The 12,500-nt window shown below is 71.3% G+C and carries 10 protein-coding genes and 1 tRNA gene; 4 read left to right on the top strand and 7 right to left on the bottom strand.

Translation table 11 applies throughout. The features are described from left to right. Nucleotides 1-205: 205 nt before the first annotated feature. On the top strand, nt 206-2,161 hold the full coding sequence (gene acs / locus M3147_RS01730; protein WP_251201773.1) for an acetate--CoA ligase: 1,956 nt from the start codon (nt 206-208) through the stop codon (nt 2,159-2,161). Between the two features lie 88 nt (nt 2,162-2,249). On the opposite strand, the gene M3147_RS01725 is transcribed toward acs, so the two are convergent. Beyond that, nucleotides 2,250-2,717 (bottom strand): RidA family protein, encoded by a 468-nt coding sequence (locus M3147_RS01725; RefSeq protein WP_251201772.1) that lies wholly within the window; start codon nt 2,715-2,717, stop codon nt 2,250-2,252. Between the two features lie 2 nt (nt 2,718-2,719). After that, on the bottom strand, nt 2,720-2,947 hold the full coding sequence (locus tag M3147_RS01720) for a DUF4177 domain-containing protein (RefSeq protein WP_251201771.1): 228 nt from the start codon (nt 2,945-2,947) through the stop codon (nt 2,720-2,722). A gap of 158 nt (nt 2,948-3,105) precedes the next feature. On the opposite strand from M3147_RS01720, the gene M3147_RS01715 reads away from it, so the two are divergent. The 3 genes from M3147_RS01715 to M3147_RS01705 all read left to right on the top strand — a co-directional run bounded on the left by M3147_RS01715 (nt 3,106) and on the right by M3147_RS01705 (nt 6,853). Next, nucleotides 3,106-5,700, top strand: a complete 2,595-nt coding sequence (locus tag M3147_RS01715; RefSeq protein ID WP_251201770.1) for a transglycosylase domain-containing protein — start codon at nt 3,106-3,108, stop codon at nt 5,698-5,700. Continuing rightward, nucleotides 5,697-6,674: a metallophosphoesterase gene (locus M3147_RS01710; protein ID WP_251201769.1), complete on the top strand. Its 978-nt coding sequence runs from the start codon at nt 5,697-5,699 to the stop codon at nt 6,672-6,674. Before M3147_RS01715 ends, M3147_RS01710 begins: the two co-directional genes overlap by 4 nt. A 102-nt stretch (nt 6,675-6,776) precedes the next feature. Continuing rightward, nucleotides 6,777-6,853, top strand: a tRNA-Pro gene (locus M3147_RS01705). Nucleotides 6,854-6,901: 48 nt separating this feature from the next. Here the strand turns inward: M3147_RS01705 and M3147_RS01700 are convergent. From M3147_RS01700 to M3147_RS01680, 5 genes are all read right to left on the bottom strand, one after another. Next, nucleotides 6,902-8,224 (bottom strand): UDP-glucose dehydrogenase family protein, encoded by a 1,323-nt coding sequence (locus M3147_RS01700; protein WP_251201768.1) that lies wholly within the window; start codon nt 8,222-8,224, stop codon nt 6,902-6,904. Between the two features lie 82 nt (nt 8,225-8,306). Beyond that, on the bottom strand, nt 8,307-9,158 hold the full coding sequence (locus M3147_RS01695; RefSeq protein ID WP_251201767.1) for a universal stress protein: 852 nt from the start codon (nt 9,156-9,158) through the stop codon (nt 8,307-8,309). Nucleotides 9,159-9,260: 102 nt separating this feature from the next. Beyond that, on the bottom strand, nt 9,261-9,908 hold the full coding sequence (locus M3147_RS01690; RefSeq protein WP_251201766.1) for a thymidine kinase: 648 nt from the start codon (nt 9,906-9,908) through the stop codon (nt 9,261-9,263). Nucleotides 9,909-9,962: 54 nt separating this feature from the next. Then, nucleotides 9,963-11,123 carry a hypothetical protein gene (locus M3147_RS01685; protein ID WP_251201765.1) on the bottom strand — a complete coding sequence of 387 codons (1,161 nt, stop codon included), beginning with the start codon at nt 11,121-11,123 and terminating at the stop codon, nt 9,963-9,965. Further along, nucleotides 11,120-12,493: a sensor histidine kinase gene (locus tag M3147_RS01680; RefSeq protein WP_251201764.1), complete on the bottom strand. Its 1,374-nt coding sequence runs from the start codon at nt 12,491-12,493 to the stop codon at nt 11,120-11,122. Before M3147_RS01680 ends, M3147_RS01685 begins: the two co-directional genes overlap by 4 nt. Nucleotides 12,494-12,500 lie beyond the last annotated feature (7 nt).

Here is a 12,500-nt window from a genome sequence, read left to right as displayed (position 1 = left end):
CGCAAGTACTTTTTGTCCTCATTTGTGCGGACAGACAGAATTCTCTCCGCGAACCCTCAGCCAGTTGTAGATGACCCGAGAACGGCCGGCCGCATGACGCCGACGGACACAGTGTACGACGGCCTTCCAGGCTGGCGGTAGGGTGCTGGGTGGGGCAGGCGAACCCATCCGATCCATGCACATCGCGAAGGAGCGACCGAGAACCATGACCGCACAGATCGATCACGCGCTCGAGGAGATCCGGCGTTTCCGCCCGAGCCCCGAGTTCGCCGCCCAGGCCGTCGCCGACGAGAGCCTGTACCGCCGCGCCGCCGAAGACCGCCTGGGCTTCTGGGCCGAGCAGGCCCGTGAGCTCATCCAGTGGGAGACCCCGTTCACCGAGGTGCTCGACTGGACGAACCCGCCGTTCGCCCGCTGGTTCGGCGACGGCAGGCTGAACGTCGCCGCCAACTGCCTCGACCGCCACGTCGAAGCCGGCTACGGCGACCGTGTCGCCATCCACTGGGAGGGCGAGCCGGGCGACAGCCGCACCATCACTTACGCACAGCTGACCGACGAGGTGAAGCGCGCGGCGAACGTGCTCGCCGGCCTCGGCATCGGCCAGGGCGATCGCGTCGCCATCTATCTGCCGATGATCCCCGAGGCGGTCGTGGCCATGCTCGCCGTGGCCCGTCTCGGCGCCATCCACTCCGTCGTCTTCGGCGGCTTCAGCGCCGACAGCCTCGCGTCCCGCATCGACGACGCCGAGGCGAAGCTCGTCATCACCGCCGACGGCGGCTACCGCAAGGGCAAGGTGTTCCCGCTGAAGCCCGTCGTCGACGACGCGCTCGACCGCGCGACCGGCGGGAGCGTCGAGAACGTGCTCGTCGTGCAGCGCGGCGGCAACGAGGTCGGCTGGACCGAGGGCCGCGACCAGTGGTGGCACGACACGGTCGCGACGGCGTCGGCCGAGCACGCCGCCGAGGCGTTCGACGCCGAGAACCCGCTGTTCATCCTCTACACCTCCGGCACCACCGGGAAGCCGAAGGGCATCCTGCACACCTCGGGCGGCTACCTGACCCAGGCGGCGTTCACCCACAAGAACGTCTTCGACCTGCACCCCGAGACCGACGTCTACTGGTGCACCGCCGACGTCGGCTGGATCACCGGTCACTCCTACGTCGTCTACGGCCCGCTGGCGAACGGCGCCACCCAGGTGCTCTACGAGGGCACGCCGGACAGCCCGCACCCGGGCCGCTGGTGGGAGATCGTCGAGAAGTACCGCGTCTCGATCCTCTACACGGCGCCGACCGCCATCCGTTCCTTCATGAAGCTCGGCCGCCAGATCCCGCACGAGTTCAATCTCCGCTCGCTGCGCGTGCTCGGCTCCGTCGGCGAGCCGATCAACCCCGAGGCGTGGATCTGGTACCGCCACGTCATCGGCGGCGGCTCCATCCCCGTGGTCGACACGTGGTGGCAGACCGAGACCGGCGCGATCATGATCTCCGCCCTCCCCGGCGTCACCGACCTGAAGCCCGGCAGCGCGCAGGTGCCGGTGCCGGGCATCTCCGTCGACATCCTCGACGACGACGGCAAGCCCGTCGGCGGCGAGGACGGCGGCCTGCTCGTCATCACCGAGCCCTGGCCGTCGATGCTCCGCGGCATCTGGGGCGACCCGGAACGGTTCAAGGAGACCTACTGGGAGAAGTTCGGCGACAAGTACTTCGCCGGCGACGGCGCCCGCCGCGACGAGGACGGCGACGTCTGGCTGCTCGGCCGCGTCGACGACGTCATGAACGTCTCCGGTCACCGCCTGTCGACCGCCGAGATCGAGTCCTCGCTCGTGGCCCACCCCTGGACCGCCGAGGCCGCGGTCGTCGGCGCCGCCGACGAGACGACCGGACAGGCCGTCGTGGCGTTCGTCATCCTGAAGGCGAGCCAGGCCGACCGCGTGACCGACGTGGCGGAGGCATCCGAAGAGCTGCGCCGCCATGTCGCGACGCAGATCGGGGCGATCGCGCGCCCGCGCCAGGTGTTCATCGTCAACGAGCTGCCGAAGACCCGCTCGGGCAAGATCATGCGCCGCCTCCTGCGTGACCTCGCCGAGGGCCGCCAGGTCGGCGACACGACGACGCTCGCCGACACCTCGGTGATGACGGCGATCACCGAACAGGTGCGCTAGGCCCGGTCGGGCGCGTGCGCCCGGCCCGGGAACGACGGATGCCCCGGCGGGAAGCTTCCCGCCGGGGCATCCGTGTATCGGACGCGACTCAGGCGAACTCGACCACGAGCTCCAGCTCGACCGGCGCGTCGAGCGGCAGCACCGCGACGCCGACCGCGGAGCGAGCGTGCCGCCCGGCGTCGCCGAAGATCTCGCCGAGCAGCTCCGAGGCGCCGTTGATGACGCCCGGCTGCCCGGAGAACGCCGGGTCGGAGGCGACGAAGCCGACGAGCTTCACGACGCGGGTCACCCGGTCGAGCGAGCCGAGCTCGGCGCGGACCGCGGCGAGCGCGTTCAGGACGGCGGTGCGCGCGTAGGACTTCGCGTCGTCGGCCGGCACCAGGCCGTGCCCGTCGCCGACCTTGCCCGTCGCGGGGAGGGCCCCGGACACGAACGGCAGCTGGCCGCTCGTGTAGACGTGGGAGCCGGTGACGACGGCGGGGACGTAGGCCGCGACCGGCGGTGCGACGTCGGGGAGCTGGATGCCGAGCTCGTTCAGGCGTGCTTCGAACGACATGATCACGCCTTCCCCTCGAACTGCTTCGCGGCCTGCGCGGCTGCGGCGGCTCCGGCGCTGGCGGCGGCGGACGCCTCGTCGCCGACCGGGCGCTTCAGGTAGGCGACGAGCCCGCCCTCGGGGCCCTGCACGATCTGCACGAGCTCCCAGCCCTCCGATCCCCAGTTGTTCAGGATCGCGGCCGTGTTGTGGATCAGCAGCGGGGTGGTGATGTACTCCCAGGTCGTCATGGCGCTCCAGAGCTCGATCTGCGGGGTGATGAGTGGGTCGGAGCTTCCGCTGCGGGCATTCCGGCATCCGATTGTGGCGAATCCGGCGTGTCAGCCGCGGAATCCCGGCGCACCCGCGTAGCGGGGTTTTGCCAGCCTTCTCCGTTAGGCTCCACTATATGTCTGCCAAAAATCGTACGGCGAGCGGCGCCGCCGGAGGCCTCCTGGGCCTTCTCGGCATGAGCGCGCTCGCCGGTGTGCTTGTCACGGCCGCCGTGACCCCGGCGCTCGCCGTGACCGGCATGGCCGCCAACAACAGCATCACGATGTTCGAGAACCTCCCGGGCTACCTCGAGATCGGCGATCTGGCCCAGAAGTCCGACATCTACGCCACCGCCTCCGACGGCTCCCCCGTGCACCTCGCCTCCTTCTACGACCAGGACCGCGAAGAGGTCCCCTGGGAGGCGATGAGCGGGTACCTGAAGGACGCCGCGGTCGCCGGTGAGGACCCGCGCTTCTACGAGCACGGCGGCGTCGATGTGCAAGGCACCCTGCGCGCCGCGCTGAACGAGTACGTCATCGGCGGCGCGACCCAGGGCGGCTCCTCGATCACGCAGCAGTACGTCAAGAACGTCCTGGTGAACAACGCCGTGCGCGAGCACCCGAACGAGAAGGAGCGCGAGGCGGCGATCGAGGATGCCACCAAGACGACGCCCGATCGCAAGCTCAAGGAGATCCGCTACGCGATCTCGATCGAGAAGAAGTACACGAAGGACGAGATCCTCCGCGGCTACCTCAACATCGCCGCGTTCGGCGGTCGCGTCTACGGCGTCGAGTCCGCGGCGAAGTACTACTTCGGCAAGTCGGCCGCCGACGTCAGCCTGCCCGAGGCGGCGAGCCTCATCGCGATGACGAACAACCCCGAGAAGTTCCGCCTCGACCAGCCGGACGACGAGGACAACGGCGCCGCCACGGTCAACGAGCAGGGCGAGCCCGAGCCGTACGCGGCGAACAAGGAGCGGCGCGACTACATCCTCGACCGCATGCTCGAGTACAAGAAGATCACCCAGGAGGATCACGACGCGGCGATCGCCACGCCGGTGACCCCCGTGATCACGCCGTCGAGCACCGGCTGCCAGTCGGCGCCCAGCGGCTCGGGCTTCTTCTGCGACTACGTGAAGAACATCATCATCAACTCGTACGACGACCCCGCCACCGAGGACGTCAACGAGGGCGCGCAGATGCTCGAGCAGGGTGGCCTCCAGGTGTTCACGACGCTCGACCTCGATCTGCAGGCCGCGGCCGACGGTGCGATCCGCGAGCTCGTCCCGTTCGCCTCGTACTTCGATGTCGGCGCCGTCTCCGTGTCGGTCCAGGTCGGCACCGGCCGGGTGCTCGCCATGGCGCAGAACAAGGACTACTCCCCCGATCCGGACGTGATCGCCGCGAGCGGGGGCACCGCCTCCGCGGTGAACTACAACACGGACTACGAGTACGGCGGTTCCTCCGGCTTCCAGCCGGGCTCGACGTACAAGATCTTCACCGTGGGCGAGTGGCTCGCCGAGGGGCACTCGCTGAACGAGAGCGTCGACGGCCGCCGCAAGTCGAACTGGGGCACGTTCAAGGACAGCTGCAACGGACCGCAGAACGACCCCACCTGGAACCCCAAGAACGACGAGGGCGGCAACGGCGGCAGCATGACCGCGCTGCAGTCCACGATCAACTCGACGAACACCGGCTTCGTCGGCATGGCCAAGGAGCTCGACCTCTGTGGCATCCGCAAGACCGCTGAGGCCTTCGGCGTGCACCGCGCCGACGGCCAGCCCCTCGGTCAGAGCCCAGCCACGATCCTCGGCACGAACGAGATCGCGCCGGTGACGATGGCCGCGGCCTTCGCCGGCGTCGGCGGCAACGGCATGGTCTGCGACCCGATCGCGATCGACAAGATCATCAACGGCAAGGGCGAAGAGGTCGCCCCGCCGTCGGCGAACTGCGGCCAGCGGGTCGACCCGAACGTCACCGCCGGCATGGCCTATGCGATGCAGCGGGTGATGAGCCAGGGCACCGCGACCGCGTCCGACGGGCGCACCGACCCGTGGGTGCCGATGGCGGGCAAGACCGGCACGAGCGACAACAACGAGGCCACCTGGATGAGCGGCACGTCGACGAAGGTCGCGACCGTCGCCGGCGTGTTCAACGCGAGCGGCCACACGAACCTCCGCAACGAATACTTCGATGCCGGACAGGTCGCGCAGATCCGACACCAGATCTGGCCCCGGGTGATGTCCGTCGCCAACGCCAAGTACGGCGGCGACGGCTTCCCCGACGCGCCCGACGGCGCACTGCGCTCGATCCAGTCGGAGGTGCCGAACGTCGTCGGCCTCTCCCTGGAGGCGGCGCAGAAGGCGCTCGAGGACGCCGGCTTCGGCTTCGCGCACAGCGGTGAGGTCGATTCCGACCTGCCCGCGGGAACCGTGGCGACACAGGACCCGAGCGGGCTCGCCGGCAAGGGCACGACCGTGAACGTCGCGACGAGCAACGGTCAAGGCGTGAAGGTGCCGGACCTCACCGGCATGACCCGTGACCAGGCGAAGGCCGCGGTCGAGGGCGCCGGACTGAAGTTCCAAGCGCAGGGCGGCGGCGGCGCGAGCGTCGTCACCGGGCAGAACCCGGCCCCGGGCACCATTGTTGCCAAGGGCGGCAACGTCAGCGTGACCCTGTCGAACGGCGGCCAGCCGACGACGCCGCCCGACGACGGCGAAGGCGACGGTTGAGCGGCACCCGCCTCGCGCCCGCCGCGCGGATCGCACTCGCGATCGGCGCGGCGGGCGCGGCCGCCTTCGCGTACGGGTCCCTCGTCGAGCGACGCCACTACACCCTGCGGACCGCGTCCGTCCCGGTGCTCCCCGCGGGCGCCGCACCGATCAAGGTGCTGCATCTGAGCGACCTGCACATGGCTCCGTGGCAGCGGGACAAGCAGGCGTGGGTCCGTGAGCTCGCGCGCCTGGAGCCCGATCTCATCGTCGACACCGGCGACAACCTCGGGCACCGCGACGGCCTCACCGGCATCCGGGCGGCGTTCGCCCCGTTCGCCGGCATCCCGGGCGTCTTCGTGAACGGTTCGAACGACTACTTCGGCCCGCAGGCGAAGAACCCCTTCGCCTACTTCACGGGACCCAGCCGGCACCGTCGGCAGGCTGAGCGGCTCGACATCGGAGCGCTGCACGCCTACTTCGCGGAGCTCGGCTGGACTGATCTCGACAACGCCGCCGCCGCGCTCGAGATCAACGGCACCCGGCTCGAGTTCTTCGGCGTCGACGACCCGCACCGCGGCTACGACCGGCTCGACGTCATCACCGCGGCGATCGACGAGCTCCGAGCGGACGACCCGCTCGGTGACGAGAGCTGGCCCGACGCCGAGCTCGAGCAGGCGGAGCGTCCGACGGTCACCGTCGGCGTCTCTCACGCGCCGTACCAGCGCGTGTTGAACTCCTTCGTGAACCATGGCGCGCAGCTCATCCTCGCGGGCCACACTCACGGCGGTCAGGTCTGCGTGCCCGGCTTCGGCGCGCTCGTCACGAACTGCGACATCCCCCGGGCGCAGGTGAAGGGGCTGAGCGTCTGGCGTCACGGGCTGCGCTCGGCCTACCTCAACGTCTCGGCCGGCCTCGGCACCTCGATCTATGCCCCGGTGCGCTTCGCCTGCCCGCCCGAGGCGACGCTGCTGACGCTCACGGCGGTCGCGTAGCGAAGGCCGTCGCGTCGCGACGGCCCAGCGAGTCCCGGGTGGTCAGCGGGCGCCGAAATATCGGCTATCCTTGTTGAGGCTCAGCGGGAACGCTCGGGCCACCGGGGTGTGGCGCAGCTTGGTAGCGCGCTTCGTTCGGGACGAAGAGGTCGCAGGTTCAAATCCTGTCACCCCGACCACAGCAAGAACCCCCTCCGCGAGGAGGGGGTTCTTCGTTTCCCGGGCAGCTACGGTCGGCCGATCCCGCGATACGTCCAGCCCGCCTCCCGCCAGCGCGCGGCGTCGAGCACGTTTCGGGCGTCGATGATCGAGCGACCGGCGACGAGCTCCCCCGCCGCCACCGGGTCGAGGGCTCGGAACTCCCGCCACTCGGTGACGAGCACGACGAGATCGGCGCCACGGAGCGCCTCGGTGGTCGAACTCGTGTAGTCGAGCTGCGGGTGCCGCCCACGGGCGTTCGCGATGCCCTCCGGGTCGGTCGCGACGACCTCGGCGCCGAGGCCCTTGAGCGCCACGGCGACGTCGAGAGCGGGCGAGTCGCGCACGTCGTCGGACTCTGGCTTGAACGTCACGCCGAGGATGGCGATGCGGCGTTCGTGCACCTGGCCGCCGAGGGCTTCGACGGCCAGGTCGACCACCCGTTGACGCTGCCTGAGGTTCACCGCGTCGACCTCGCGGAGGAAGGCGAGCGCCTCGCCCCGGCCGAGCTCTTCGGCCCGGGCGACGAAGCCGCGGATGTCCTTCGGCAGGCAGCCGCCGCCGAATCCGACCCCGGCGTTCAGGAACCGACGGCCGATGCGGGCATCGTGCCCGAGGGCGTCGGCGAGCGCCGTGACATCCGCGCCGGTCACCTCGGCGATCTCGCTCATCGCGTTGATGAAACTGATCTTCGTGGCGAGGAACGCGTTCGCCGAGACCTTCACGAGTTCGGCGGTCGCGTAGTCGGTCACGATTCGCGGCGTGCCCGCTTCGACCGCCGCGCGGTAGACCCGGTCGAGCACCGCGGCCTGCGCCCGGCCGAGCTCGTCGTGCTGGCCTCCGGCCACCCCGTAGACGAGCCGATCGGGTTCCAGGGTGTCCTGCACCGCGAAGCCCTCCCGGAGGAACTCCGGATTCCAGGCGAGGCTCGCGTGCGGCGCACGCCGGGCGAGCCGCTCGGCGAGTGCGGCCGCGGTGCCGACCGGCACGGTACTCTTGCCGACGACGATCGCGCCCGGCACGAGGTGCGGCAGCAGCGCCTCGAACGCGGCGTCCACATACCTGAGATCGGCGGCGTCCGAGCGCGCCTGCTGCGGTGTGCCGACCGCGAGGAAGTGCACCTCGGAGCCGGCCGCCTCCGCCACGTCGGTGCTGAACCGCAGCCGACCGCTCGCGATCGCGGAGCTCAGCAGCTCGCGGAGGCGCGGCTCGAAGAACGGCGGCCTCCCGGCCGAGAGCTCGGCGATCTTTCGTTCGTCGATGTCGATGCCGACGACCGTGTGGCCGAGCTCGGCCATCGCAGCGGCATGGACGGCGCCGAGGTACCCGCACCCGATCACGGAGACGTTCATCTGAGTCCTCCCGCGACCATTCTCGCAGTCCCGGACGGGCGAACCGCGCCCGCCCGGGTGAACACGGAGTGGCGAACCGCGCTCAGCGGACCACCACCGTCGGCGCTTCGAGGTGGGCGAGCACGCCGTGGCTCACCGAGCCGAGCAGGAACCTGGCGATCGCTCCCCGACCGTGGCTGCCGACGACGAGCACCCGTGCCTCGTCGGCGGCGTCGGCGAGCGCCTGCACCGGGTCGCCGGCGATGACCTCGCGGCGGATCTCGAGCTCCGGGTGCGCGGCCTCGACCGGCATGAGGGCGTCGTCGAGGAGCTCAGCGGCCGAGGCCTGCAGGTCGTCGCTCGCGATCATCGCGACCCCGTAGCCGTACTCGCCACCGACCATGACCGCGACGTCCCAGGAGTGCACCGCGGTGAGCGGCTCGCCGGTGCGTGTCGCCTCCTCGGCGGCGAAGGCGAGCGCTCTGGCGGATGCCTCGGAGCCGTCGACGCCGACCACGACGCCGCGGCGGGCGGAGACGTCGATGTCCGGGATCACCGCGACCGGGCTGTGGCTGCCGGCCGCGATGCGGAGGCTGTGCACACCGCGTCGGCTCGCGCGCTTGCCGCCGTGCCAGTCGCTGCCGACCACGAGCAGGGCCGCGCCCTTCGACAGCTTCGAGAAGACCTCCACGGGCGAGCCCTGCTCGAGCACCTGGCTCGCGGCGAGCCCGGGCGCGACCCGTTCCACGATCGCGGCGGCGCTGTCGAGGCATCCCTGCGCCGCCGTCTGCGCGGCCAGCAGCAGCTGCGCGTCGCCCGTCGCGGGGATCGCGTCGTCGACGACGTGCACGAGCCGCAAGACGGCCCCGGTGGCCCGGGCGCGGTCCGCCGCCCAGGCGACCGCCGCGTCCGTGGCCGCTCCTGCAGCACTCACACCGACGATGATGTCGTTCATGGGGCCTCCGATCTCGGCGTGCTTCCATCCTGCCTCGGATCGGCGGCCACGTCACGGGTCCGGTTCGTCCGCCGGGTCGCGACGTCGTCCGTCCGTGACCGGTCAGTGCCGTCCGTTCAGCACCCCGCCGGATTCTTGGAGGTAGCAGACGCCGCAGAGCGATTCGTACTCGACCTCGACATCGCCGCCCGCTCCGGGGCCCGCCGAGGTGTCGATCGCGACTTGGTCGCCGTCGAACACATAGCGCCCGCCGATGCGCCGGCCGTTGAAGATGGCCTTGCGCCCGCAGCGGCAGATCGTCTTCAGCTCCTCAAGACTGTGCGCGACCTCGAGCAGCCGCCGACTGCCCGGGAACGCGACCGTCTGGAAGTCGGTGCGGATGCCGTAGGCCAGCACCGGGATCCCGTCGAGCAGGGCGACCCGCAGCAGGTCGTCGACCTGTTCGGAGGTGAGGAACTGCGCTTCATCGACGAGCAGGCAGCTGACGTCCCGACCGGCGCGGTCGACCGTGCCGCTGCCGACCCGGTGCTGCTCGAAGACCTCGCGCACGGCGTCGACGGGCGAGATGGTGAAGTCGACCTCCCGCGTCACGCCGAGCCGCGAGATGATCTCGCGGTCGCCCTTCGTGTCGACCGCCGGTTTCGCGAGCAGCACCCGGTGGCCGCGCTCCTCGTAGTTGAACGCCGCCTGGAGCAGGGCGGTGGACTTGCCCGAGTTCATCGCGCCGTAGCGGAAGTAGAGCTTGGCCACGGGGCTGCCTCCAGGAGGGAACGGGCCGGCTGCGCCGGCGGACGGGGTCGGCGCTCAGCCGACGGGGTAGTTCAACTCGACGATCGTACGCTCCCGCGAGATCATCGATTCGGTGCGGAATCCCACCGCTCGGGCGATCGCCACGATGCGCTCGAGGTCGCGGTGGCGCGGCGGTCCCTGCGCGGGCACCGCGGTCACCTCGATCCGCCCGGCGCCGCCGCCCTCGACGACCGCGATGCGCACCTCCGAGGAGCGAGTGCTGCCACCGAGCCAGGAGACGATCGCGGTGAGGGCCGTCCGCTGATCGCTCGAAAGCAGCGCCGCTGCTCCGCTCGGGTCGTCGACCAGCACCTCGATGCCCTGGCCCGCGCCACCGGCGCGGAGCGCATCGGCGAGGTCGTCGAGCCAGGTCGCCTCGATGCCGGCCTTCATCTCGGCCTGCACGCCCTCGGCGAGCTCGCGGGCACGGTCGGAGTCGGCCACCGAGAGGCGCTCGGCGGCGACGACCGAGGCGAGGAATGGCAGCACCTCCCGTGCGACGAGGGCGACGCGCGGCGAGCCACCGGCGGCGGATCCGGGCAGGAGACCGTCGCCGTCGGCCACCTCCTGCTCGAGCGCCTCGCGATTCACCTCGCGCTGCCAGCGGAGGATCGATCCGACGATCGAGTACGAATAGGCGGCGCCCGCCGCGGCCAGGGCGACGATGGCGACCGAGCCGACGAGCACCAGCGAGGCGACGGGTTGCGAGTTGCTCGCAGCCGCGGCGTTGCCGGCGACGAGGATGGCGAGGACGCCCGATGAGAGCCCCGCCGCGATGAGGAGCGCCGCCCAGCTCGCGTACGGAGCCATGCAGAGCAGCAGCAGGCCGATGGTGATGGGGCCGTAGTCGTCGTAGAGCACCGCGTCGTTGCCCATGGTGCTGACGTACTCGGCGACCGCGGCCGCCGTCGCGATGGTCACCACGAGCCAGACGCGCTCGCTCGCGAAGCTCCCGCGCGACGGCAGGATGCCGGTCACCAGGGCGACCGCGGCGGCGATGAGCAGCAGGATGCCGAGCACCGCGGCGAAGGGCGAGACGATCTCGGCCCGGTGGGCGAAGGTCGAGACCATCGAGATCGTGACCGCGGCACCGGCACCGATCGCGACGAGCGGGGCCGCCGTGCCGCCCCCGATCGGATCGGTCTCCTGCTGCGTGAGGCTGAATCGGCCGCTCATCGCACCGACCTCGGCATCGTCAGCACGATCGTCGTGCCCACCCCCGGCTTCGACCACAGCCGCACGGTGCCGCCCTCGTGCTCGACCCGCGCCCGGATCGAAGTCCGCAATCCGATGCGGTCGGCGGGCACGCGCGATTCGTCGAACCCCACCCCGGTGTCGATCACCGCCACCGTCAGCTCGTCGGTGCCGCCGCCGATCATGACTTCGGCCGAGCGCACGCCCGCGTGGCGCACGATGTTCACGAGGCACTGCGCGACCGCGGAGTCGAGCGCGTCGAGCCGGGGCGCAGCCAGCTGGGCGAGCTGGGCCAGCTCACCGCTCACCCGCACCGCGAGGCCCCCGTTGCTCGCCGCGTCATGCGCGGTCGGCAGGACCTGCGCGAACCGGGCGGGAGCCTCGGTCGCCGGTGGTGTCGCCGATCCCGCCGTCGCGCCCGAGCCCGGTTCGATGGCGACCTCGGCGGAGGGCGCCGAGCCGGCCACCGGACGGACGCGTGCGGCGCTCGTGCCCGCACCCGGCTCGCCGGCGAGCGCCTCCGGCCCGGCGTCCGTCGACCGGCCGGTCGCGGCGAGGCCGCCCGCCGCCGCGCGAGCACCGCCCCGCTCCGCGATCGAGGCCGCCCAGTCCGGGCCGATGGCGAGGCTCAGATCACGATCGATCTCCTGACGGAGCCGGTCGTCGATCGTGCCCGAGCCGGCCGCGGCGACCATCGTGAGATGCCGCAGTGCGAGCTCGTTCAGCCGCACCGAGGCACGAAGCGCGAACTCCCGTCGCATCGCGGCAGCCGTCGGCTCCCCGCCCGCCGCCGGGCCAGGGCGTGCCCGCCCGTTGTACCGGCGGTTGAGCCCGTCGAATCCGCGAACGAGGACGACGATCGCCAGTGCGAAGCCGGCGGCCAGGTTCGGCACCCAGACCGCGCCGACCATCGCCGCGGCGACGACCGTCGCCAGCTCGCCGAAGAGCCAGCCGGCTCCGGCCCAGCCGATCGCCCACCACGTGCCGCTGCCGGCGCCGCCGATGAGGACGAGAGCGACCCGCGGCAGCGCGGAGATGCTGTTGTTCGTCGTCTCGAAGGTGCCGGAGCCGCTCAGGATCGGCACGAGGAGGAACACGCTCGCGGTGCCCGCTGCGAGGGCGACGAGCCCGGTGACCAGGTTCGGGCGCACGGCGTGCACGCCGAGGGCTGCCGCCTGCGCGGCGACGAGGCCCGCGCCGATCCAGCCGTTCGTGGAGCCGAGGGCGAGGCCGGCGAGGATGCCGATTGCGATCCCGACGGCGAGGCAGACGAAGGCGGCGGCGTGGCCCGCGTTGGTGAGCGCCCGATGTTCGGCCGCGCGCGTCAAGCGTGCGGGCAACCCATGGGTCATCGCCGCA

The organism is Agromyces mediolanus (assembly GCF_023715325.1).
GTDB classification, from domain to species: Bacteria; Actinomycetota; Actinomycetes; order Actinomycetales; family Microbacteriaceae; genus Agromyces; species Agromyces mediolanus_A.
This window is presented reverse-complemented; position numbering and strand designations above follow the sequence as displayed.

Bases quoted from the DNA above. Each gene is read 5' to 3' on its own strand.
- acs (WP_251201773.1), top strand. From the start codon at position 206: ATGACCGCACAGATCGATCACGCGCTCGAGGAGATCCGGCGTTTCCGC.
- M3147_RS01725 (WP_251201772.1), bottom strand. From the start codon at position 2,717: ATGTCGTTCGAAGCACGCCTGAACGAGCTCGGCATCCAGCTCCCCGAC.
- M3147_RS01720 (WP_251201771.1), bottom strand. From the start codon at position 2,947: ATGACGACCTGGGAGTACATCACCACCCCGCTGCTGATCCACAACACG.
- M3147_RS01715 (WP_251201770.1), top strand. From the start codon at position 3,106: ATGTCTGCCAAAAATCGTACGGCGAGCGGCGCCGCCGGAGGCCTCCTG.
- M3147_RS01700 (WP_251201768.1), bottom strand. From the start codon at position 8,224: ATGAACGTCTCCGTGATCGGGTGCGGGTACCTCGGCGCCGTCCATGCC.
- M3147_RS01695 (WP_251201767.1), bottom strand. From the start codon at position 9,158: ATGAACGACATCATCGTCGGTGTGAGTGCTGCAGGAGCGGCCACGGAC.
- M3147_RS01685 (WP_251201765.1), bottom strand. From the start codon at position 11,123: ATGAGCGGCCGATTCAGCCTCACGCAGCAGGAGACCGATCCGATCGGG.
- M3147_RS01680 (WP_251201764.1), bottom strand. From the start codon at position 12,493: ATGACCCATGGGTTGCCCGCACGCTTGACGCGCGCGGCCGAACATCGG.